This window comes from Cupriavidus sp. H39, assembly GCF_050271075.1.
Taxonomy (GTDB): domain Bacteria; phylum Pseudomonadota; class Gammaproteobacteria; order Burkholderiales; family Burkholderiaceae; genus Cupriavidus; species Cupriavidus necator_B.
The window spans coordinates 261789-284575 of sequence record NZ_CP189847.1; the positions used below are offsets into that span (position 1 = coordinate 261789).

At 62.4% G+C, this 22787-nt stretch carries 16 protein-coding genes and 5 pseudogenes; 6 read left to right on the forward strand and 15 right to left on the reverse strand.

Translation table 11 applies throughout. The features are described 5' to 3' along the window. Positions 1–125: 125 nt before the first annotated feature. Both ACOCMH_RS13575 and ACOCMH_RS13580 read right to left on the reverse strand, forming a co-directional pair. The gene (locus ACOCMH_RS13575) at positions 126–644 is read right to left on the reverse strand and encodes a DUF1697 domain-containing protein (RefSeq protein ID WP_427308790.1); all 519 of its coding nucleotides are present in this window, start codon (positions 642–644) and stop codon (positions 126–128) included. Positions 645–692: 48 nt separating this feature from the next. Next, positions 693–1184: a YaiI/YqxD family protein gene (locus tag ACOCMH_RS13580; protein WP_427308792.1), complete on the reverse strand. Its 492-nt coding sequence runs from the start codon at positions 1182–1184 to the stop codon at positions 693–695. A 510-nt stretch (positions 1185–1694) separates the two neighbouring features. On the opposite strand from ACOCMH_RS13580, the pseudogene ACOCMH_RS13585 reads away from it, so the two are divergent. The 3 pseudogenes from ACOCMH_RS13585 to ACOCMH_RS13595 form a co-directional block, all read left to right on the forward strand. Continuing rightward, positions 1695–2642, forward strand: a pseudogene (locus ACOCMH_RS13585) (transposase); the annotation flags it as partial. Further along, a pseudogene (locus ACOCMH_RS13590) lies at positions 2635–3740 on the forward strand (GntP family permease); the annotation flags it as partial. The pseudogenes ACOCMH_RS13585 and ACOCMH_RS13590, both read left to right, overlap by 8 nt. A gap of 69 nt (positions 3741–3809) precedes the next feature. After that, positions 3810–4586: pseudogene (locus tag ACOCMH_RS13595) on the forward strand (3-hydroxybutyrate dehydrogenase). A 58-nt stretch (positions 4587–4644) separates the two neighbouring features. On the opposite strand, the gene ACOCMH_RS13600 reads toward ACOCMH_RS13595, so the two are convergent. The 4 genes from ACOCMH_RS13600 to ACOCMH_RS13615 all read right to left on the reverse strand — a co-directional run bounded on the left by ACOCMH_RS13600 (position 4645) and on the right by ACOCMH_RS13615 (position 11796). Continuing rightward, the gene (locus ACOCMH_RS13600) at positions 4645–8076 is read right to left on the reverse strand and encodes an adenylate/guanylate cyclase domain-containing protein (protein ID WP_427308793.1); all 3432 of its coding nucleotides are present in this window, start codon (positions 8074–8076) and stop codon (positions 4645–4647) included. A gap of 252 nt (positions 8077–8328) precedes the next feature. Further along, positions 8329–9249, reverse strand: coding sequence for a LysR family transcriptional regulator (locus tag ACOCMH_RS13605; protein ID WP_427308795.1), 921 nt, complete (start codon positions 9247–9249; stop codon positions 8329–8331). Between the two features lie 33 nt (positions 9250–9282). After that, positions 9283–10467 (reverse strand): iron-containing alcohol dehydrogenase, encoded by a 1185-nt coding sequence (locus tag ACOCMH_RS13610; protein ID WP_427308797.1) that lies wholly within the window; start codon positions 10465–10467, stop codon positions 9283–9285. Positions 10468–10932: 465 nt separating this feature from the next. Then, entirely contained in the window at positions 10933–11796 is an 864-nt protein-coding gene (locus ACOCMH_RS13615; protein WP_427308799.1) for a LysR family transcriptional regulator, read from the reverse strand. 196 nt (positions 11797–11992) lie between these two features. Between ACOCMH_RS13615 and ACOCMH_RS13620 the strand changes: the two genes are divergently transcribed. Both ACOCMH_RS13620 and ACOCMH_RS13625 read left to right on the forward strand, forming a co-directional pair. Beyond that, entirely contained in the window at positions 11993–12913 is a 921-nt protein-coding gene (locus ACOCMH_RS13620) for a DMT family transporter (protein ID WP_427308801.1), read from the forward strand. 210 nt (positions 12914–13123) lie between these two features. After that, on the forward strand, positions 13124–14089 hold the full coding sequence (locus ACOCMH_RS13625) for a Bug family tripartite tricarboxylate transporter substrate binding protein (protein ID WP_427309217.1): 966 nt from the start codon (positions 13124–13126) through the stop codon (positions 14087–14089). Between the two features lie 63 nt (positions 14090–14152). Here the strand turns inward: ACOCMH_RS13625 and ACOCMH_RS13630 are convergent, their stop codons facing one another. From ACOCMH_RS13630 to ACOCMH_RS13655, 6 genes are all read right to left on the reverse strand, one after another. Then, positions 14153–14425 carry a hypothetical protein gene (locus ACOCMH_RS13630; RefSeq protein ID WP_427308803.1) on the reverse strand — a complete coding sequence of 91 codons (273 nt, stop codon included), beginning with the start codon at positions 14423–14425 and terminating at the stop codon, positions 14153–14155. A 186-nt stretch (positions 14426–14611) separates the two neighbouring features. After that, entirely contained in the window at positions 14612–14953 is a 342-nt protein-coding gene (locus ACOCMH_RS13635) for a LysR family transcriptional regulator (protein ID WP_427308805.1), read from the reverse strand. Positions 14954–15146: 193 nt separating this feature from the next. Next, entirely contained in the window at positions 15147–15272 is a 126-nt protein-coding gene (locus ACOCMH_RS13640; RefSeq protein ID WP_427308807.1) for a hypothetical protein, read from the reverse strand. Positions 15273–15355: 83 nt separating this feature from the next. Continuing rightward, positions 15356–17470, reverse strand: coding sequence for a xanthine dehydrogenase family protein molybdopterin-binding subunit (locus ACOCMH_RS13645; protein ID WP_427308808.1), 2115 nt, complete (start codon positions 17468–17470; stop codon positions 15356–15358). Continuing rightward, positions 17467–18444: an FAD binding domain-containing protein gene (locus ACOCMH_RS13650; protein ID WP_427308810.1), complete on the reverse strand. Its 978-nt coding sequence runs from the start codon at positions 18442–18444 to the stop codon at positions 17467–17469. The genes ACOCMH_RS13645 and ACOCMH_RS13650 overlap by 4 nt, the downstream gene beginning before the upstream one ends. Then, entirely contained in the window at positions 18441–19061 is a 621-nt protein-coding gene (locus tag ACOCMH_RS13655) for a (2Fe-2S)-binding protein (protein ID WP_427308812.1), read from the reverse strand. The genes ACOCMH_RS13650 and ACOCMH_RS13655 overlap by 4 nt, the downstream gene beginning before the upstream one ends. Positions 19062–19966: 905 nt before the next feature. Between ACOCMH_RS13655 and ACOCMH_RS13660 the strand changes: the two genes are divergently transcribed. After that, on the forward strand, positions 19967–20305 hold the full coding sequence (locus ACOCMH_RS13660) for a hypothetical protein (protein ID WP_427308814.1): 339 nt from the start codon (positions 19967–19969) through the stop codon (positions 20303–20305). A gap of 381 nt (positions 20306–20686) precedes the next feature. Here ACOCMH_RS13660 and ACOCMH_RS13665 read toward each other — a convergent pair. The 3 genes and pseudogenes from ACOCMH_RS13665 to ACOCMH_RS13675 all read right to left on the reverse strand — a co-directional run. Continuing rightward, positions 20687–20854 (reverse strand): annotated as a pseudogene (locus ACOCMH_RS13665) (catechol 1,2-dioxygenase); the annotation flags it as partial. Positions 20855–20879: 25 nt separating this feature from the next. Further along, complete coding sequence (locus tag ACOCMH_RS13670; RefSeq protein WP_427308815.1) at positions 20880–21797, reverse strand: SDR family NAD(P)-dependent oxidoreductase; 918 nt, start codon at positions 21795–21797, stop codon at positions 20880–20882. A gap of 36 nt (positions 21798–21833) precedes the next feature. Further along, positions 21834–22717 (reverse strand): annotated as a pseudogene (locus ACOCMH_RS13675) (alpha/beta fold hydrolase). Positions 22718–22787: the final 70 nt, after the last annotated feature.

Here is a 22787-nt window from a genome sequence, read left to right on the forward strand (position 1 = left end):
GATTGTGCGCGGCGCAAATGACAGCGGGATGACACCGGTGCGGCGTCGCGGTTCAGAACCTGATGCTTACGCAGCAAGAGTGGCCGATGGCGTGAGCTAAAGGTCGGCCGCCTTACGCAACAACCCTAAGTCCTGGCACACTTGATGACCGTATCAAGCGTGCGAGTGGTGATATCCCTCCCGAACGAGCGTTCTAGCAGGCTCATGAACACTGGGCCTTTCTTCGGCTCAGCCACGTAGGCGCTGAAGACCTCCGTGGCCTTGGCCTTGACGATGCTTACGCCGTCACGCTCTATGGGCAGCTTCACGTCTGGCGGCACCGCGCTGCGTAGAAAGGTAACCACCCGCTTAGCCGAAGGCGCAAGGCTGTACTCGGCGAAGGGGTCCGCGTCGATGAGGTCCTGGAGATAGCGAAGCGGCCGGACGAAGGTGTCGAAGCTGCGGCCCAGTTCCGATTGCATTGCCTTCTCGGCGCGCCGCTCCAGGCTCGCCAGTGCCGATGATCGCGCACTGAACACGACGTTTCCGCTGGAGAGCAAGGTCTTCACTTCGGAGAAGCCCGCCGCCTCGAAGCAGCGCTTGAGTTCGGGCATGCGGGCGTTCATCGGGCTGACGCCGCGAAGAAAGGCAACGTATCGGGACATGGCTATCTCGTAATGGCTGGAGGCAGCGAACTCACCAGCGTTGGCCCACTATTGCGTTCCTGGGGACGGCACGCTTGAGCCGGCCGCACCTCGCAACGCCTTGCGTGCAAGGAATCGATCCAATTGGCCAGCGAACGCCTTGCCATCCTGTGCGGCGTACGGCGCCGGGCCGCCGGTATCGATGCCGGAACTGCGGAGCTGCTCCATCACCTCACGCATCGTCAGGCGCTCCTGGATATTCTCCGGGCTAAACCAGATTCCTCGCGGATCGAGCACGTAAGCGCCCTTGTCAATGGCCGCGGCCGCGAGAGGTATGTCCGCCGTAATCACGAGGTCACCGCTGCTGGCAAGTTCGACGATGCGGTCATCCGCGGCATCGAAACCCGCCGGCACTTGCAGTGCCTTGATAAAGCGGGACGGCGGCGTGCGCAGATACTTGTTCGCTACCAGCGTGACGCACACTTCGACACGCTGCGCGGCCCGATACAACATTTCCTTGACGACAACCGGGCAGGCGTCTGCGTCAACCAGTACTTGCATTGCGGTATTTTCAGTTGGTGGAGCGAACGCTCATATTACTGCCTGCGCGCGTTTCGGGGATGTCGTCCTTGGGAAGCGTAATGCAATGCGCCAACATGGGGTCTGACCAAGATAAGGCCGAATTGCCACCATAAGCGTTTTGGTTATATAGATTAGCCACAAAGCCTTTTGTTAAGAAGCATGTGACGTATCCGATTCGGCTTCCGCTACACTGGCCGGCCTTCCAGCGATCCGAAGCTGGGCATGGCCACTGTCGAACGTACCGCCTACCCTCGATTTCCCAAGGTTTTTTTTCCCCCACAGAGCTGCAGGCCTCCTATACCCCGGATCTCGAGGAGCTGGAGTGGGTGCGACGCAATGCACGAGGGCAATCTTCACGGCTGAGCTTGCTGGTTCCTGTTGAAAGACTTCCAGCAACTGCATCATTTCCCGAATCTTGAGGCCATTCCTACAGCTGTCATCGAGCATGTTCGGGCGAGCGCAGACCTGGAAGCCGATGCGCAGTTCGGCTACGTCAATCGCCGGCATCAGAGCCTGGAGCGGCTGGAGACTGCGCAGCGCGAACTGATCGAACTATACCTGCGGCTGGATCTGCCCAAGCACTGGGGTGACGGCAAGACGGTAGCGGCTGACGGGACCCAGTATGATTTCTACGTCAACAATCTCCTGGCTGCCTATCACTTCCGTTACCGCAAGATGGGAGCGGTGGCCTATCGGCACGTGGCCGACAACTACATTGCCGTGTTCCGCCATTTCATTCCGCCAGGCATCTGGGAAGCGATCTATGTCATCGAAGGCCTGCTCAAGGCCGGTCTGAGCGTCGAAGCTGATACGGTGCATGCCGATACCCAGGGGCAGTCGGCGGCGGTCTTCGCCTTCACGTACCTGTTGGGCATCAAGCTGATGCCGCGCATCCGCAACTGGCAGGATCTGAAACTGTATCGGCCTTACTCTGACGTGAAATATGCGCACATCGACCAGTTGTTCACGCAGCCGGTCGACTGGGATCTCATCGAGCGACATTGGCAGGATCTGATGCAACTGGCGCTTTCAATCCAGACCGGCGCGCTTTCCTCGTCCTTGCTGCTGCGCCGCTTCGGGGCAGCAAGCCCAAGGAACCGGTTGTCGCTGGCGGCGGAAGAGCTCGGCAAGGTCGTGCGTACCATCTTCTTGCTCGAATGGATCGGTAGTGGCGAACTGCGCCAGGAGATTACGGCCACCACCAACAAGGTCGAGGCCTATAACGGCTTCGCAAAATGGTTCTCGTTTGGTGGAGACGTGTTGCCGGTCGACGATCCGGAAGAGCAGCAGAAACGCCTGCGCTACAACGACCTGATGGCCTCGGCAGCGATCCTTCAAAACACCGTGGACATGATGCAGGCGCTACGTGCTATGGTCAGGGAAGGCACGCGGGTCAATCCTGACGATATCACGTTCTTGAGTCCCTATCTCGCGAGCCAACGCAGTCATTGTTGCCGTGTGTGCCTTGCTGACCTATGGCGGGGTTTCGCTCTTCGTGGTGGTGTTTGCCGTCTATCCCTTCGCGGCCGAGCTCTATCGCCAGAGCAACATTCCCAAACGCCTATGCCCGGCGCCATCGCGCTTGGTGCCTTCTCCTTCACGATGGATTCGCTGCCCGGTACGCCGCAGATCCAGAACATCATTCCGACCACGTTCTTCAAGACCACCGCATGGGCCGCGCCAGTGCTTGGAGTGGCGGGCGCGCTGTTCATCATCATCGTTGGCCTTGGCTACCTCGAATGGCGCCGGCGCGATGCATTGAAACGCGGCGAAGGCTATGGCTCCTCACTTCTGAATGAACCGGAACCGGTGCATACGGCGCAACTGCCGAATCCTTTGCTGGCGCTCGCGCCGCTGGTATTGGTAGGCGTATCCAACTTTGCGCTGACGCGGATGATCCCTCATTGGTACGGCGCACAGAGCAGCCTCGCATTGCCGGGTCTAGCCAAGCCGGTCACCATTCCGACCGCATCCGTGACCGCCATCTAGGCCGTGGAAGGCGCCCTGCTGCTGGGCATCGGGCTCGTATTGCTGACTGCCTTCGCCACCGTGCGCCAGCGCTTCGCCGAGGGCACCAAAACTGCCGTGGGCGGCGCGCTGCTGGCGGCCATGAATACGGCTTCGGAATATGGCTTTGGCGGCGTGATTGCCGCGCTGCCGGGTTTCTTTTTCGTGGGCAACGCGCTCGAGAGCATTCCACATCCACTGGTCAACGCCGCCGTGTCGGTGAGTTCGCTGGCGGGTATCACGGGCTCGGCGTCTGGCGGCATGAGCATTGCGCTGGCGGCGATGGGCGACACCTTTACCCAGAGCGCACAGGCGGCCAGCATTCCGCTGGACGTACTGCATCGCGTAGTGTCGATGGCCAGCGGCGGCATGGACACGCTTCCACACAACGGCGCCGTGATCACGCTGCTGGCTGTGACCGGGCTGACGCACCGCGAGTCGTATCGCGACATCTTTGCCGTCACCCTGATCAAGACGCTGGCCGTGTTCTTTGTCATCCTGGTCTTCTACCTGAGCGGGTTGATCTGACCATTCGCACATGGTGCACGGGCGAACGCCATCTCGTTTGCAGTGCCGACTCCTTTACATCAGATTCCTATGACATCCCTGAACGGCAAAACCGCGCTTGTGACCGGCTCCACGAGCGGCATCGGTCTGGGCATCGCACAGGTGCTGGCCGAAGCTGGCGCCAATATCGTCCTCAATGGCTTTGGCGACGCGGCTGCCGCCGTGGCCGCCATCGAGGAAACCGGCGCGCAGGTTATCCATCACCCTGCCGACATGCGCACGCCGCAAGAGATCGACGCCATGTTTGCCATGGCCCGCGATCGCTTCGGTGCCGTGGATGTCCTGGTAAACAATGCCGGCATCCAGCACGTGTCGCCGATCGAAACCTTCGATCCACAGAAGTGGGACGACATCATCGCCATCAACCTGAGTTCGGGTTTTCACACGATCCGGCATGCTTGCCCGGCATGCGCGCGCGTAACTGGGGCCGGATCATCAATATCGCCTCCGTGCACAGCCTGGTCGGCTCCGCTGGCAAGTCCGCCTATGTGGCGGCCAAACATGGACTGGTGGGGTTGACCAAGGTCACCGCGCTCGAAACCGCGAAAACCGGTGTGACCTGCAACGCGATCTGCCCGGGCTTCGTGCTGACGCCGCTCGTGCAAAAGCAGATCGACGACCTGCCCGCAGCGCAAAGGCTGTCTCCAGACGATGCGCGGGCCAGATTGCTCTGCGAAAAAACAGCCATCTGGCAGGTTCGTTACGCCCGAGGAACTCGGAAACCTGGCGCTGATGCTGTGCTCGCCACTGGCGGCCGAGGTACGCGGTGCTACGTGGGTGGCCGACGGCGGGTGGACCGCTCAATAAGCTTGCCGCTTCGCCACTTACCGCACGGATCGTGCGGCGGGTAGGTGCGCTTCAGTTGCTAGCTGGCCGACCGGCGATCGAGAATAAGGTTAGCCCCGAACAAGTCTGCATCGTCTAGGCCTTCAGTAACCGCGCCAAGGACTTCATTCAGCCTCTGTTTTGCTGCATCGCTCTTTCCCTGTCGTTGCCACAGCCGCGACAGACGCAGCGTGGCGCGCAACTCCAGCGACTTGCTGCCCTGGCGGCGGGCGACCGAGATTGCTTTGTCAAAACACGCTTGCGCCACGGCGCAACGCTTAGCGTCGAGGGCCTGAGCGTCGGCATCCGGACATGCCAACTCGCCCTCGACGCGATACAACTCGGCTTCGCAGTAGCGCTCGCCGCAGGCTTGCGCCTTGGTTTTGGCTTCGGCAAGGGCGCGCTGTCCGGTCTCGGCCTGGCCGATGTGCCCATAGCATTCGGCCAATAGCGCCAGGAAGTGCGACTGTCCCAATCTGGCGCCCGTGGCAAGATAGTCGGCAAGCCCGGCCTGCATCTCGGCGATGCCTTCCTGGAGGTGTCCCATTTCGGCTTTCGCCCAGCCCCTGAGCACGGTTGCCCAGGCAAGCCAGAGCGGGAAGCCTTGTTCGGCCGAGAGCACGATCGACGCGTCGGCGCAATCGTGTGTGAGCGCTGCATCGCGGCGAAACTGGTGCAGTTCGGCCACTATGCACAGCGTATGCGCAAGGCTGAAGGGATGTCCGAGCGCCTGGGCGAGCGCGATCGCCTGCTGACCCCGCGTCCTGGCCTGATCCGGATAGCCGAGAAACCAGAGCACCAGGGCCGAAAAGGAGAGTGCGCGGACCTCCGGATCCACACCGTGAAAGTTGGGGTGAAGTTTATGAGAGCTCGGGGGATAGAGCGCAAGGGCTTGCCTGAAATGGATGTCCGCAATCCTGAACCTTCCCGAGAAGTACAAAGTCGTGCCGAGCGAGACATGTGCCTCGCCGAGCCACTCGGGGTCGTTGGCACGCTCGGCAAGGCTGACTAGTCTCTTGCCCAGTTTGTATGCCTGCGCGTGTTGCGCGCTCAGCGAGAAGTAAGTGCGCAAGCCTACCTGTGTTGGAAAGAGCTGCGAGGTATCGCTGAGTTGACCGCACAGCGCCAGCGCCCGGCTGTAGGTCGACTGGACCGCTGGCGCAGCGAAGCCCTTTGCCGCGATCAAGGCCGGCCCGATGGCAAGCTGCAAAGTGAGTTCCTGGCGCGCCCGGCGGGGCGTATCGGGCTGGCGCTCGAGCAACTCCAGGGCTGCACTGAGCTGGCGTATTGCTTCGTGATATGCCGAGCGCTGAAGGGCTTGCTGCCCCGTGCAATGCAGGTACTCAACAGCTTTCGGCGCATTGCCGCTCAGGCTGTAGTGTCGAGCAAGCTCGCTGCAATAGTCCTTCAGCCGGTCACCGAAGAGGACTTCGATGGCCTGCGCCGTGCGCTCATGCAAGGCACAGCGCTGTTCCGTCAGCAAGGTGCTACCGGCGACTTCCTGCGTCAGCGCGTGCTTGAACGTGTACTCGACGTCCGGGAATGCCGGACGCTCGTAAATGAATTCGCCAGCCTCCAGGCGACTCAGGAGGGGGCGCAAGGTTTCCTCTGGCTGCGCGATGACCCGTTCGATCAGGCTCAGGGAAAACTCCTTGCCGATGACGGCGAGGCTCTGCAACAAGTCCTTCTCGGCGCGGGGAAGCCGATCGATGCGAGCGGCCAGGACGCCCTGCACCGTGGTCGGAATATGGAGGGTGACCGGCATCTTCTCGATGCGGTAGTGGCCCGGTTCTCCGAGCAATACCTTTTCCTCGGACAGCGTCTGCACGACCTCTTCCATGAAGAACGGATTGCCTTCGGTGTTTTCCAGGATCAGGGCCTTGAGGGGCTCCAGCGAGGGATTGTCGCCAAGCAGGGCGGTCAGCAACTCCTCGGCCTCGGCCTGGCCGAGCGGGTCCAGCCGCAGCTGGGTGTAACCGTCCCGCTGGCTACGGTCATGCCGGTATTCGGGCCGGTAGTTCAGCAGCAGCAGAATCCTCGCGCCTGGCAGGCGCCCGATGAGGACATCGAGGAAGGCCTCGGTTTCACTGTCCAGCCACTGCAGATCTTCGAACACGAGCTCAAGCGGCTGATTGGCGCTTTCGCACACAAACAGCCGCGTGATCGCGTCAAAGGTGCGCTGGCGCCGGATCTGGGGGTCCATGTTCGGCAACGCTGAATCGGCGTCGCCGATCCCAAGCAGATAGAGCAGGTATGGCAGGAGCTCTTCGAGCGAGCGGTCCAGCATCAGCATCCTGCCGGCGACCTTCTCGCGGCGCCTCCGTTCGTCATCCTGGTCCTGGATCTGGAAATAGTTCTTCACCAGCTCGATGAGTGGCAGATAGGCGAAGGACTTGCCATGCGAGACCGAGAACGTCTCCAGTGTCATGCAGCCTCGCTGCGAGACTGCCTTGAACTCATGAAACAGCCGCGACTTGCCCACCCCGGCCTCGCCGACTACGGCAACGATCTGGCCCTGTCCCGCCTTGGCCTGTTCCAGCGCCCGGTGCAGTTGCTCCAGTTCCGCCTGCCGCCCGACAAACCGTGCCAGCCCACGGCGCTGCGCCACTTGCAGACGCGTGCGCAAGGCCCCGAGACGCAGCACCTCGTATACGGCCAGTGGTTCCGGAATCCCCTTTACCTGCGTCGCCCCGAGCGCCTTGAAATCGAAATAGCCTTCGGTCAGCCGGCATGTCGGCTCGCTGACCAGAATGGAAGAGGGTGTCGCGATGCTCTCCATCCGGGAAGCGATGTGGATCGTATGCCCCACCGGATCGTAGTCGGCGCGCAGGTCATCCTTGCGGATCGAGCGCACGACTACCTCTCCGGTGTGGATGCCGACCCGGATCTGTAGCGGTATGCCTTGCTCCAGGCGGATCCGGTCGCTATGGCGGCGCATCGCCTCCTGCATCCGCAGCGCCGCATATAGGGCCCGTTGGGCATGGTCTTCGTGGGCAATAGGGGCGCCGAACAGGGCCAGTATGCCGTCACCGAGCGATTTGGCCACGTAGCCGTCAAAGTGATGCACGGCTTCCATCATCAGCGAGATGACAGGGTCGATCAGCCGGCGCGCATCCTCGGGGTCCAGCTCGTGGGTCAACGCCGTGGAACCTGCCATGTCGGCAAACAACGCCGTGATGGTCTTGCGCTCCCCCGCGCTGGCTCCTCGGGACTCCATCGCTTCCTGCTCGGCCAGGATGCGCGCGACGAGGTGGCTGGGCGTGTAGTGGATGGGGGCGGGGGCGGTGATCTTGCGGACGTCGGGCACGCCGTCGCGAGCGGGTGAAAGCGGTGTGCCGCATTCTCCGCAGAATTTGCTGTCAGGATCGACCTCGTGGCCACAGGCCGGACAGCGGGCGGATAGTCTGACGCCACAGTGCGTGCAGAATTTCGCGGCGGCGGGGTTCTCGGCTCCGCAGTCTGTACAGCGCATTTCGTCCTCCCAACCTCTCCCTTCCGTCTAGTAGATTAGTCGATTTCGCTTGTCACACGTGATGCTCGGAAGGCTGCTCGATTGATGCGGAAAGCCGAGGACTTCATGGCCTCCAAGCCATGGCGATAGCATCCTGGCACCAGCTGGCCGCGTTGATCCTCAGCGCAGCTGAAAGGACTGCCCGAAGAAGTTGTGGCGCCGCAGGAGGAGGTGAGCTGCTGCGCGTCGTGTTCCCGGGACCTTTTTCTGACTTCACTCAACACCCGCCGCACCGACAATGGCTTGCGCCGACGGGCACAGGTGATCGACGAGCTGCCGCGCCGCGACGGGCAACCCCTCATAAGAGCGTATGCAAAGGTTCAACTTGCGATGTGCCCAGGGCGCATCGAACGCGATTACGCGAATGGCCAGTGTCTTGGCATAGCGCCGGGCCAGGCTGATGGGCAAGATGCCGATTCCCATATCAGCTTCCACCATCAGGCAGACGGCATCGTAGCTATTGACCTGCATGCGGAATTTCACTGGCACGCCGTGCTCGCTGGCAAAGCGCAGCAACTGCATATTGATGTAGCTGCCGGTTTGCAGCCCGATCAGGTACTGATCGAGTACCTCTGTTGTGCTCAGCTTCTTGCGCGAGGCTAGCGCATGGCGCCGCGGCACTACCACGACGAGGTCGTCCTCGCGATACGGCAGCGTGATCACGCCCTGTGGCGACGTGCCGTGGTCCGCGAAGCAGCCGATGTCTGCCGCGTTCTCTGCGACGCCCCTCAGGATCGCAGTGCTGATGCGCTCCTCGAGCTGCAGTTGTACGTCAGGGTACTTCTCAATGAAGCCATGCAGATCCGCGGGCAGGAACTGGGCTATCGAGGAGACGTTGGCATAGATGCGAACCAGGCCGCGGGTGCCGGTGGCGTAGTCCTGCATCATCGTGGCGATATTCTCGAGGTCGTTGACGATGCCGCGCGACAAGTTCTGCAGGGCGATGCCGGCCGGCGTCGGTACGATGCCCTTGTTGCTGCGTTCGAGCAATTGTGTGCGCAAGGCATTCTCTAGCTCGCTGATGCGCTTGCTGACTGCAGAGGCGGCGATATGCTCCCGTTCCGCGGCGGCCGCGATCGTACCGAGTTCGGAGACTGCAAGGAATAGCCGCAGCGAAACGGGGTCTATCTTCATGATGTCAGCGGACCGGACGACAGATAGCTGGCATTATGCGCGCCACGCGAGTTCCAGGATAGCGCGCAGGTCGGCTCCGGTCGTGATTGGCCTGACGTTGTTGCGGGTCACCATCGGGTGCTCGAGCGCAGGGTCGATCATGGCATCGACTTGTGCCCGCGTCAGGCCAAGATCGTCCAGCGTGGTTGGCATGCTCAGGCGGACCAGCAAGTCGTGAAGGATGGCATGAAACGGCATGCCCGGGTGGCCGATGGCGGCGCCCAGGCGCTCATGCTGCGGCCTGATCCATTCCGCAAGCCATCTGGACTGGGCGAGCATCAGCACACATGCCGCATCGCTGTGCGCGATGCCGCCATAGGGTCCGATGATATGGACCATCCAGTGGCTGAAGCCGTGCGGCACGGACATCTGGCCCATGCCGGTGTACCAAGTGGCCAACTGGCACTGCGTGAAGGCTTCGGTCGCGCTCGCGTCGCCGAGTTTTGGCAGGTTTTGCACGTACAGCGCGATGGCTCGCTCGGCCAGCAGGCTCGCAAAGGGATGCGGCGACGACGAGCAGGCCGTGTTGATGGCATGGTCCAGGCCGCGAATACCGGTGGACCACAGCAGCCGCACCGGTGTCTGGCGCAACAGGTCCGGGTCATAGAGGACGGCCACGGGCGATCCGTCGGGCACCACGAAACGTGCTTTCAGCCGGGTTTCGTCGTCGATCGGCGTGCTGACCGGGGTCCATTCCGACGTAGCCAGTGTCGTCGGGATGGCGATCTGGCGGATGGCGGCAGGCGCCTGCGATGTCGTCAGCATCTCAGTACCGTCCGCTGACAAGACGAACTGCAGCTTGAGCAGGCTATCGCGGTCGTAGGCATTCTCCGAGATGCACAGCTGCATCGCCTTGCACAGGTCCATGACCGAGCCGCCACCGACGGAGACAATGACATCCGCACGGGCGTCGCGCGCTTGTCTGGCAGCCCGCAGGACGTTGGACAGCGGAGAATGTTCACCCACTTCGTCAGTGAGCCCGACGATCATCGCCCCGAGCCGCGCCTGCAGTCGGTCGATAAATGCGGTCTTTGTCCGGATTGAGCGGGAACACACAACAAAGACGCGCTGGTATCCGAACAGCGTCAAGACGTCAGGCAAGGCCTCGATGGCCGAAACATTGTGGATGACCCGCTCGTGTCCGCTAAAGCGGTAGCGCTTGGGCTCGTTGTTTTCCATCTGGCATCCTCGTGAAGGGTAGGGAAGGTAGCCAGATGATGGCGCCGGAACCGCCGCCAGGAAATCAGTGAATCGAGAGCCTGCCATCGCGGATGGCGATGGCAGGCGCGTGGCATTCGACCGACATGTCCGCCGACGATCAGGCTGTTGCGTCTTCGGGTCTCGGGGTCACGATGTCGGGTTCGCATCCCATGGGCAAATGCACGCACCGGCAGTGGACGCTTCCATGATTGAGTCGAGCGCAGCCATATGCAAAATCAGAATCGTCCGGGCCTGGGCGGATTCGTGGCGACGGGCTCGGCAAAGTCGGATGCGTCGCTTACGAAAGCGCGCGGGGGGGCGCTCCTATCTAGCGATATCACGCGCAATGCCAAGGAAGTCTCCGCTGGGAACGCAGACACGCCGATAACCGGGCGGTCCACGCCTCTTGGGCGCCATGTTGATTGAACATCTTCGCGGCCGTTGCTACGCCAGGCTGGCGTTATCCGTAAAGCATGATCCCAGGAACTGCATGACAGCCTGGATCCGCGGCGCGCGTCGGATGTCAGCGTGCACGGCGAGCCAGATCTCGCGTTCGAAGCGCTTGCCCTTGCTCCTCACGCGCTGGAGACCATCGTCCCGGTCGCCCAGGAAGTACGGCAGCGCGGCGATGCCGACACCCGCGCGTGCCGCCGCGGCCTGGATTTCGAGTTCGTTGCTGACCATCACGATCGGCCGGGTTCCCGCTTGCTGCTTCAGCCAATTCTGCTGGGGCGAACCCTCCATGCTGTCGTCGTAGGCGATAAAGGCATAGTCGGATGGCGTGGTAGCACTCAGGTAGCTGGCGGAGCCATAGAGTGAAAACACGACGACACCAAGCTTGCGCACCACCAGATCGCCTTCGCTGGGTCGAGTCAGCCGTACGGCCAGATCGGCCTCGCGCCGCGACAGCGAGGCCATGTGCGTGGTCCCCGTCAGGCAGATGCGCAGAGCCGGATGCTGTTCACGCAAGCGGCCTAGCTGGGGCGCGATCACCGCCGCGGCCATCGAAGGCGGCGCACTGATCGTGACATCGCCGCTGACGCCGGTCTGCCCGGCCGCCGCCGTACGCTCCACCGCAAACGATTCCTGCTCCATGCGGGCGCCCAGCGCGGCTACGCGTTCGCCTTCGCCGGTCAGCAGATAGGCACGCGGACGCCGGTCCACCAGCTTGAGGCAAAGCGCTGCCTCCAGCGCCGAGATGCGCCGGGCCACCGTGGCGTGGTCCACCTTAAGCCGCCGCGCCGCGCCGGACAGTGAACCTTCCTGCGCAAAGACGCTGAAATGGCGAAGATCCTCCCAGTCGAACATGGTTAATTTTTCACAGACGATGTGAGTAAATAGGGAATTCTACACAAGCTACAAAACTCGCAAAATGGCACCCATGCCGTCGCCGGGTGGGAATTCCTAAGCGGTTCCTCTGCCCTTGCCGCCGGCCATCGTCCACCATGCTTGCCCAGACCGGCCCGAGGCCCTGCATGGCGCAAGCAAAGACAAGGAATCAGCCATGCGCAAGCCAGACAGCCTCGCCTACGTCGGCATCATTGTTTCGACCTTCTTCTGGGGTACCAACTTCAACGCCGGCGCATTGATTATCCGGCATATGACGCCAATCAGCGCATCGATCGAGCGCTTCCTGATCTCGACGACCCTGCTGTGGTTGATCTTCGGGCTGCAAGGCAAGCTTCGGCTCAGCGTGCTGCGCGAAAACTTGTGGGCATACGTGGGCCTCGGACTGCTTGGCTTTACCGCCTTCAATCTCGCCACCTTCTTTGGCCTGCAAACGACCACGCCGATCAATGGAGCGCTGATTCTCGCCACTACGCCGCTGTGGACCATGCTTCTTGCCGTAGTCTTCGAGGGCGAGCGCATCGATACCGGGCGCGCCATCGGCCTGTTCTTCGGGCTACTCGGCGTGGGGTTGGTCATCACGCGCGGCGATGTACAGATGCTGCTCGCGCTCAAGGTGGCGCGGGGCGATGCGATCATCCTCGCCGGCAGTCTGGCGTGGGCCGCCAACATGGTGGGCACCCGGCGCTTCGTCAAGCAGGCCACGCCACTGGAAAACACCACGTTCTCGATGCTGTTCGGCACCATCGGCCTGGTCGTCCTGGGGTTCATGTTCGAGCGTCCGCTGGCGAGCATTGTCGCAACACCCGGCAACATCCATGCCGCCTTGGTGTACCTCGCCGTTGGTGGATCGTTGCTGGCCTACCTGCTGTGGTTCCGCGGCATCCACCAGATCGGCGCGGCACGGACCTCGATCTTCTTCAATCTCGCCCCAGTCTTCACGATGCTGGTGTCGAGCGTGCTGGGTGTACCTCCCAACGCATGGCAACTGGTCGGAGCGGTGGCGGTCATCCTGGGTGTGGTCTTCGCATCCGGACTCGTGGGCATTCCGACCAGAGCCGGGGCCGCTCAAACGTGAGGCGGGAACGCACGGAAGCAGTCTTGGTCTCATCGCTCCCGACACCAGAAGGCCGTTCAAAGGTACAAGCTAGCCATCTGAATTCGCGATGGTGGAATCGCGAAATGCTGTTTTGCATCAGCCTGCCAGTCAGTCACCATCAAAGAAGGCGTTCGGGTGTGCCGTATGGCGGTACAACCGGTGACCATTTCCATGAAAGGAGACAAAAAGATGGCAGTCAGACAACTCTTGCAAGCCTTCCTTGCGTTCAGTGTGGCTACGGCAGCGGTTGCGCAGGAATCATATCCGTCCAAGCCGGTGACCGTGGTGGTTCCCCAGGCGCCAGGCGGAGCCAACGATGCCATCGCCCGCATCGTCACCCAAAAGCTGTCCGGACAATTCGGGCGGCAGTTCGTCGTCGAGAACCGGCCGGGCGCCGGCGGCAACATCGGCACGGCCTACGTGGGTAAGTCGGCCGCCGATGGCTACACGCTGTTGTTCACCGTGAGTAGCGCCCATGTCATCAATCCGGCTCTCTACAAACGCACGGGCTTTGACCCCGTACGAGATTTCGCGCCGGTGGGCAGTGTTGCGACCGCGGGGTACGTACTCGTCGCCAATCCTTCGTTCGGGCCGAACAATGTCAAGGAACTGGTTGACGCGGCGCGCGCGAAGCCGGACACGATCATGTATGCGTCGGCAGGCAACGGCACCCTCAATCATCTGATCGGTGAAATGCTACAGCACAGCGCCGGCATCCGGCTCGTCCACATTTCTTACAAAGGCGCCTCCGCTGCCGTGGCGGATGTCGTGGGCGGTCAGGTGCCCTTGTCGGTGCAGAGCCTTCCATCCGCACTTTCCTTCATTCGAGCGGGCAAACTGAAGGTGCTTGCGGTGACCAACGAGAAGCGCCTGGCCTCCATGCCGGAGGTGCCGACTGTGGGAGAGACGCTCCGCGGCTTTGGCGCCACCCCTTGGTATGGACTCTTCGCGCCCGCTGGAACGCCACCCGCCGTGGTGTCCCGCCTGCAGGCCGCATTGAGTAAGGTGCTTGACAGTCCAGATGTGCGTGACACCCTTGCCCGCCAGGGATGTCAACCGTTTCCGTCCGGCGCCCCGCAGTTCGAGGCGCTAGTTCGTGACGAGTTGCCGCGCTGGTCGGCAATCGTCAAGGCGGCCGGCGCCACCGTCGACTAGTCCGGGCGCGGGCTGGCGGAGCTTGCCGCCGTACGGGGCAGTGCAATCGCGTTTCCATGACAATCAATGGTTGGGAATGAGAGTCCCCGGCGCGTCGATTGAGCCAAGGAACAGGGGCTGGGCGTGCAGCTGCTGCATCGCGGCCACCGGCAGATCTCGCTCACTTCCACCGGCGAGGACTACTACCGTGCCGTGACCAAGGCGATGGACGACCTGCGCGAGGCCACACGGCGCTTGAGCAAGCGCGCCAAGCGCAAGCAGCTGAAGGTGCTTCCTGGTGGCGGCGGATCTCGACGCCGGCCGGCTGGTGGCGCCGTTCCGCCAGACCGTGGACATGGGCGACTTCACCTACTACCTTGCTGGCGCAGTTCGACACGCAAGGCTGAGAGCACTCACGATGGCCGCGGAGAAAAAGTCAAGTGAAACGGCAAGGAAGGGCGCCTGGCAAGGCGTTTTGTCGGGGATTGGAGTCAGCCGTTCAGGGCTTGCCCTGCCGTGTTGCGTCGACTTCCGACCGGGTGATTACACCCACGCCGATGCGCCCTGCAACGCCGTGCCGCGCGGATCGCCTTCGACTGCTCGGGCACCATCGGTGAACGGATCGAACTTCCGCCCTGGCGCGGCCCCGACCCCGCTGCGGTCCAGCCCGGCGACGAGCGCGGCGGGGGCGCGGTCATGCGCGCCTTCGGAGAAGGTGTCGAAATGGCCCTGCCGCTGGCCGTCGGGGAATACGTCATGCGTGCGCGCTGCCACGCTGGCGGGCACGCTGTTGCCGGCTGGCGCGGCATTGGCGTTCTGGAGGGAGACGGCGACCGCCAGCGAAATGACGGCGGGAACAAGGGTGCGTGCGAGTTGGGGAATCATGATGTCGCTCGTGAAGACTGGTCATCGAAGGATGAAGCGGACGGTGGCTGTTGCGCGTTTCCCGGTGTGGTTCCGGGATTGCGCTGTGCAGCCGCCGTTGAGACCAATTTAGGCGTGGAACGAACTTCGCACTAGGGAGTGGAATGGCGTTTCAATAGCAACTTCTGGTTGTCAGTGCTGCCGGATAGCGGGCTCAGGCCACGATCCCGACCAGACGCGACAGCGACTGCTCCGCGCCCCGGGCCGCCTCCACCACAAAGTCGATGAAGCGTCGGACCCGCACCGGCATCTGGCTGCGATGCGGGTAGTACATGTACATGCCGACATTGCTTGTACCCCGGCAGGATCGTCCTTCAGACGCCCGCTTACAGACCGGCGTGGATCATGTAGGCGGGCAGCCGACTAGTGCTCGACCAAGTGCTCGATGCGGATCGGCAGCTCCCGCACGCGCTTTCCGGTTGCATGAAACACGGCGTTGGCCACGGCCGGGGCCACACCCACCAACGCGATTTCACCTAATCCCTTGACGCCCAGCTCATTTACATGGGGATCGACCTCGTCGACAAAATGCGCTTCCAGGCCGTGGATATCCAGGTTGACGGGCACGAGGTAATCCGCCATGTGCGCATTCACCGGCCGGCCGTCCCGCGGATCCAGCGCGCTTCGCTCCATCAGCGCCATGCCGATGCCGCCGACCATCCCTCCCGTGCATTGGCTGGCTGCGAGCCGCGGATTCACGATACGACCCGCGCCATAGGCGCCGACCACGCGGCGGACACGGATCGTACCGACATCGGGATCGATGGCGACTTCCACGAACACCGCACCGAAGGCATGCATGGAAAACCGGCTGCGCACCTCGCCATCCGGGCCTGCCGTGGCGCTCGCTTCGATGGCGCCGTCGGTGCGATCTGCGCGCGCCTGGCGCAGGTCCAGCGCGGCCAGGCAGGCCGAACGCACCGCTGAGCCCACCGATGCGAGCGTCATCGAGCCGCCATGTGGCGGGGTCGGGGGGAAATCCGAACGGCCAAGGCTGAAGCGCACGCTGTCCATCGGCAGCCCCAGCGTCTCGGCGGCGACCTGCGTGATCGAGGTGTAGGTGCCGGGCCCCATGTCGCTGGCGGCGGCTTCCACTTCAGCCGTTCCGTCGGCAAGCAGGCGCACGCGGGCGCTGGCCTGGCCATGGAAGACAGGGTAGGTGGCGCAAGCCATCCCCCAACCGATACGCAGGCGGCCGTCCCGCATCGAGCCGGGCGCGAGAGCGCGGCGGGACCAGCCGAACGCGTCGGCGCCGCGTTCGTAGCAGGCAAGCATGGAGCGACTGGAGAAGGGCAGTTGCATGCCCTCGTCGAGCACGGGTTCATTGCGCCGGCGCAGTTCCAGCGGATCCATCTCCAGGGCGTAGGCCAGCTCGTCCATTGCGCATTCCAGCGCAAAGACGCCGGTGGCCTCGCCCGGACCCCGCATATAGGTCGGCGTGCCGATGTCCAGCGGCACCAGCCGGTAGCGGGTGCGCACATTGGGACAGCGATAGAGGAACGGCGTCACCGCAGTCAGTGCCTCGGTGAACTGCTCATAACGGCTGGTTTCGCCGGTGCCTTCGTGCACGATGGCGGTCAGCCTGCCGTCGGGCGTCGCCGACAGCGCGATGCGCTGCACGGTGCGCGGCCGGTGCCCTGTCAGATGGAACATCTGTCGCCGCGACAGCACAAGCTTGACGGGCCTGCCCACTTCTCGCGCGGCGATCGCCGCCAGTGTGACGTGCGGCCAGGTGCGCAGGCTGGTGCCGAAGGCGCCGCCGATAAACGGGCAGACGACGTGGACGTTTTCAGCCGGGATGCCGAGGATTGCCGCGATCTCGGCCTGCTCGTTGACCACGAACTGGCTCTTGCTCCAGAGTGTCAGCTGGTCGCCTTGCCAGGCGGCAACGGTGGCGTTCGGCTCGATCGGGAAGTGATTTTCGCGCGCGGCATCGTAGGTGGCGTCGATGCTGACGGCTGCCGCCGCCAGCGCGGCCTCGGGGTCACCGCGGACCCGGTCCGCCGAATGGGGACCTGGTTCACGTCCCGCCTCCGGCACCACGGCTTCGGCGCGCTGGTCGAGCGGGTCGAAGACCGGTGTTTCTTCGGCATAGCGAATCTGCAGCAGGTAGGCCGCATGCTCGGCCTGGTCCAGCGTCTGCGCCACGACCACGGCAACCGGCTGGCCGTAGAAGCGGACGCGGTCGTCCTGCAGGACATGGAGGCGTTCGCCGTGTTCCGGATCGATAAAGCCCTTGTGCGGGGCGTACGCCAGTTTCGGCGTGTTGTCATGGGTCAGTACCGCCAGTACCCCTGGCAGCCGGCGCGCGGCTTCGGCGTCGAGTGCGGTCACGCGACCCAGTCCGATCGACGCGCCCACGATCACCGCGTAGGCCTGCCCGGGTTGGTTGAAGTCGGCGGCATACCGCGCGCTGCCGGTCACCTTGGCGCGCCCGTCCACGCGGGCATGCGGCTGGCCGATATGGTTTGCGTTCATCTGCCTTCTCCTGCGAGTTCGAGGGCCCGTACCACGGTTCGTTGCAGCAACGCGACCTTGTAGCGGTTGCCTGGCAGCGGCGTGGCGCCTGCAATCGTGGTAAGCGCTGCCGCCTCGAAGCTCGCGCGCGTCGGCGGCTTGCCTTGCAAGGCGAGCTCAGCCCCGCGCATGCGCCATGGCCGCGTGCCCACGCCACCGCATGCGAGGCGAGCGGCCTGGATCACGCCATCCCTGACCTCGAAGGCTGCCGCGGCCGATACCAGGGCAAACTCATACGAGGCCCGGTCCCGTACTTTCAGATAGCGCGCAGTCCGTGCATAAGCGAGCGGTGGAACCCGGACCTCGACGATGAGCTCGCCGGGCTCCAAGGCGTGTTCCAGATGCGGCGTGGTTCCGGGCAGGCGGTAAAGGTCTTCCACGGGGAAGTGGCGCGCGCCGTGCGGACCCCGTACATGGACCACCGCGTCGAGTGCGACCAGGGCAACCGCAAGGTCGGACGGATGCGTTGCGGAGCAATGGTCGCTGACACCCAGGATGGCATTGCCTGCGTGCAAGCCCCCAATTGCCGCGCAGCCGCTGTCCGGGGTGCGCTTGTTGCAGGCGGCATCGAGCATGCGGAAGTAAGGACAGCGCACGCGCTGGAGAAGATTGCCGCCGATGCTTGCCATGTTTCGCAACTGGGGAGAGGCGCCCTCGACCAGCGACTCGGCGATCACCGGGTGGAGGCGGCAAACGTCGGGATGTGCGGCGACATCGGACATGCGGGCCAGCGCGCCGATGACCAGCTCGTCGCCCTCCATGTGGATTTGCTTCAGCGGCAGCGCGTTGATGTCTACCAGTTGCGTGGGCTGTTCCACATGCTCGCGCATCAGGTCGACCAGCGTGGTGCCGCCGGCGATGAAGCGGGCCCCGGCCGCGCCCGCCGCCAACGCTTCAGCTTCGGAGCCGGCTTTCTGCAGTGTGAAGGGGATCATGGCAGCTTCCTCCCGCCAACCTCGGCGATCGCCGCGACGACCCCCGGGTAAGCTCCGCAACGGCAGATATTGCCGCTCATCCAGAAGCGCACATCGTCAGCGGAGGTGGCATGACCCTCATTGATGCAGGCGACGCCGGACATGATCTGGCCTGCCGTACAGAATCCGCATTGGAAGCCGTCGTGCGCGATAAACGCGGCCTGTAGCGGATGCAGGTCGCCGTCGGCGGACGACAGACCTTCGATCGTGCTAACGCGGGCGTCGTTGTACATGGCGGCGAGCGCAAGGCAGCTATTGATGCGGCGCCACTCCACCAGCACCGTGCAGGCCCCGCAGGCGCCCTGGTTGCATCCCTTCTTCGTGCCCGTGAGGTTCAGACGCTCGCGCAGTACGTCAAGCAGGGATTCGCGCGGATCGATATCGAGGCGATGGAGCGTGCCGTTGATCGTCAAGCGCAGCGGCATGCGGGTTGAGCCGGTCAGGGTGCCGTCGTGCAAGCCGGCGGGGGCGGCGCCTGGCGTGGCGTCAAGGGGAAGGGGGCCGCGCGGTTCAGGCACAGGAGGTACGCCATCGCCAGGCTGTGGTTGGCTACCGTCGGAACGAACAGAACCAGACATAGTCGATACTCCTCTTGGAATAGCCCAAAGGATTGATTTGGGCGGTTTGGGACACGAGGGAAGGGCCTGCGGACTGGGGGCCAGTCGTCGGAACGCTGCAGCCACCGGAAGGCCATCGCAATTGGACGTCGTTGCGCTGCAGTGGACGATTTTTGCGCTGACTGCATGATAGATAGGAAAAAGGGTCTCCGTCGGTCGGTTACATGAGTGTGCAGGCCGGTTTACTCGGGCTGTCTTGGCACGGCAAGTTCTTCTATTCCGACGCCTGGTGCCTTGCCATGTGAAGAATGTGGGGAGACGCTGGCGGTGATTTGCGTCTCTCCGATTGAACCGGCCGAGCCCGCCACGCAGACGCCCAACAGCAAGGCCCAAGCCGTCCAAGTAACGTATGTCTGCGAAGGATTCCTACGCATGCGGGTATATCCGCTCGTGGTTATAGCTTTGTCGTATGCAGCGTGCTTCATCGGCTATGGGAAGCCGTACCGACCGCCGCGCGAGAGCGACTTCGAGCTTCGCTAGAAGAAAACGCCCGCCGGAGGGGGCGCGGCGCCTACGTCAGACGCCAAACACAGGCTTGCCTTCTTTTTTGGCGCAGTCCTATCGCGTTGATTGTTAAATTGCAACATCTTGGCCTTGCTTTTGCGGCGGCAGATAACTACTCCAAGGAAGTGACACCTCAAACATGTACTACCGATCCTGGAGGATGATATGTCTGACAAGCAACACACCCGAAGTGTTAGCGAAAGCGAAAACCCTGTCATTTCGGCCCCCATTCCAAAGGTCAGCCGTGCAGCGGTTACTTTTTAATCGTTGTTGACGCGGGTCAGGGCCCGCGCGGCGATTGGAACCAACGCCAGGCGGGCCCATCGGGAATCGAAGTCGCAAGCGCGGCCATCGACGCGGCAATGGCGACCAACGTTCGAATGAGCTATGACGCCTTCGTTCCCATGATGCAGCAGTGGCGCGACGACCTTGTGGCGTATCGATGTGGGATGCCGCATTCTCGGCAGCAGGAGATTGCTGCACTACACCCAGGCTGGCGATGCGAAGACGTTGAATTCTTCGTCACGCGGATTTCGTTTGATGCCCTCGACAAGGAGCGTGCTGCAAGTCTGAACGATGTGCCGACCAGACTTCGTCTGCCCGAGAGGGACGTCGATCGCCTGATTGAAGCGGGAAGGGATGCCATCCTTGGCAACCCGGTGATCCGCGAGTTCCAAGTGAAATCGACCGCGGCGCGATAGCCTCCCGGCACGCGGCGTGAGTGAGGCCGGCGTTCTTGCACTCGGCCGCGACCTTTGGTGCGTTCCAACGCTGGCCAAGCCGCATCGGCAGGGGCGCAGGCAGGCCTATGCGCCACATTCCGCGCCTCCGCATGCACCTAGGGTTTCTCCTGAAGCGCCTCCGTACCCCCTTGTTTGGATTGGGTTTGTGGTTGAACGGAGCCGTTGCACGTTGTGGCGGTGACCCACTTCAACCTTGACCATCCATCGAAACCGCCGATAATGCAAACGTTTGCAAAGGAGACAAAACATGGAAATTTTTAGCGAGCGGCAGGCGCCACAAGGCGAGCGTCTGGCGCTGATCATGCTGTTGCGTTGGCCGGTGAATCTACAGCCAGTTTCGCAGCCGCGCAGGTTGCGATCGGGCTGGGTCGGGTCCTGGTTGTCATACAGCCCCACCGGTGACGCCTGCCAGATCTCGACCAGCGCGCCAGGCAACGGCGTGCCATCGGTCGCGCGCACGGTGCCGCTGACCAGCAGCGGCAAGCCCGGCGCGTCGTCCTGCACGACGCCGGCGTTGTAGCTGACCCAAACCTTACTCGATCATCTCAAGCGTCATATCCCACAGCCGCATCGCATTTGCAGGATTGACCGCATAGTGCGCTACGCCACGGTAGTCATCCGGGCGGCGAAACATAATCTCGGCTTCGTTGCAGTCTTCGAAATAATGTCCACCGACATTTTCGAGTAGCGGGGAGGCCGCCAGTAGCACGGATGTCGCTGCACCTTGCGCAGGACTCTTGCGCCGCTCCACCGGCGTGCGCAGGCCTCCGGTGTGCCGCTGGAGGTTGGTCGCGATGGCGCCAGGATTCAGCGCGTTCGCGTAGATCCCGTCGTAGCACCAACGGCGTGTCGCTTCAATCGCCAGGAGTGCGCACGCTGATTTGGACTGGCCGTAAGCGACGAATGGATCGTAGGGCAGAAAATTGAAATGAGGGTCGTCGAAAATCACAGGCGCGAGCAAGTTGCCACTTGAGCTGACGGAGACAATTCGCGCGCCGTGTGCCGCTGTTAATGCGTCGTGCAATCCAATTGTGAGTGCGAAATGGCCGACGAAGTTCGTGGCGTACTGCATTTCCCATCCTTCTCTAGTCCTGAGGAGCGTGGGAAGCGCCATGATTCCAGCATTGTTTATCAAAATGTCCAGGGGTCGGTGCCAGGAGGCGACAAAGTTTCGTACCGACATCTGGTCACTCAGGTCCAAATAGGCCGCCGTCACCTGATGGTTATTGGTCTGGGCCTGCAGGTCCGCGGCAATCCTATTTCCTGCCTCCAGATTACGCACGGCCAAGGTAACTTGAGCGCCGGCGCTGGCGAGCGCGCGTGCGGTGTCAATGCCGATACCCGAGGAGCCACCAGTGATAATGGCGCGCTTGGAGGACAAGTCGACGCCACTCAACACTTCGTCTGCAGTCGAATTGAATCCGAAAGGTGTACGAATCATGGTATTCATCGATGTCTCTGCATTAGCCGTATGCGTCAATAGGCGCTATGATTGGAGAGCCGCCAACAGATCCTCATTGAGTCGCTCCTTGTGGGTTGCTGGTAGCCCATGAGGATCGCCTTCGTAGACAATCAGTTTTGCATTCGGAATCAGTTTGACCGCGGCCTTGGCTGCAGCGTCGAATGGCACGATCTGGTCGTCGCTGCCGTGCAGGAAGAGGGTATGGGCGTTGATTTTCTTCAGATCTTCGGTGTAATCGACTTCAGAGAATTGCTTGACGCAGTCGTAAGCCGCTTCGATCCCGCATTGCATGCCCTGTGCCCAGAACGTGTCGCGTAAGCGCTGGGATACTTTGGCATCTTTGCGGTTGAGGCCGTAGAAGGCCATACTGAGATCTTGGAAAAATTGGGACCGATCGGAGGGTACGGCCTCGCGAATGTCATCAAACACTGACATGGGTAAGCCAGCTGGATTAGCCGCGGATTGCAGCATCAATGGCGGCACGGCAGCTACGAGAACCGCTTTCGCGATACGGCTGGTTCCGCGCTGTCCCATATAGTGGGCAATTTCACCGCTACCCGTAGAATGGCCAACCAATACTGCACCTTTCAAGTCCAAAGCATTGATCAGAGTCGCCAAATCATCCGCATAGGTGTTCATGTTGTTGTTGTTGTTGTTGTTGTTGTTGTTGTTGTGCCAGGGCTGGCCGGATAAACCGTGCCCGCGGCGGTCATGGGCGATTACGCGATAGCCCCTGTCGGCGAGAAAGAACATTTGATCTTCCCAGGCTGCGCCTTGAAGAGGCCAGCCATGACTAAACGCTACTGGGGTGCCGGATCGCAGTCCCCAAAATGAATGCGTGTGCCGTCTTCAGTGATTACATTGTCGGCAGACAATTTGCCAGGAAAGCCGTGATTTGAGGTATTCATACGATATCTCTTATTTAGTGTGGGATCCGGGCGTTTTCGATCCGTCGCGATCTGGCCAGGGAGGCACAGA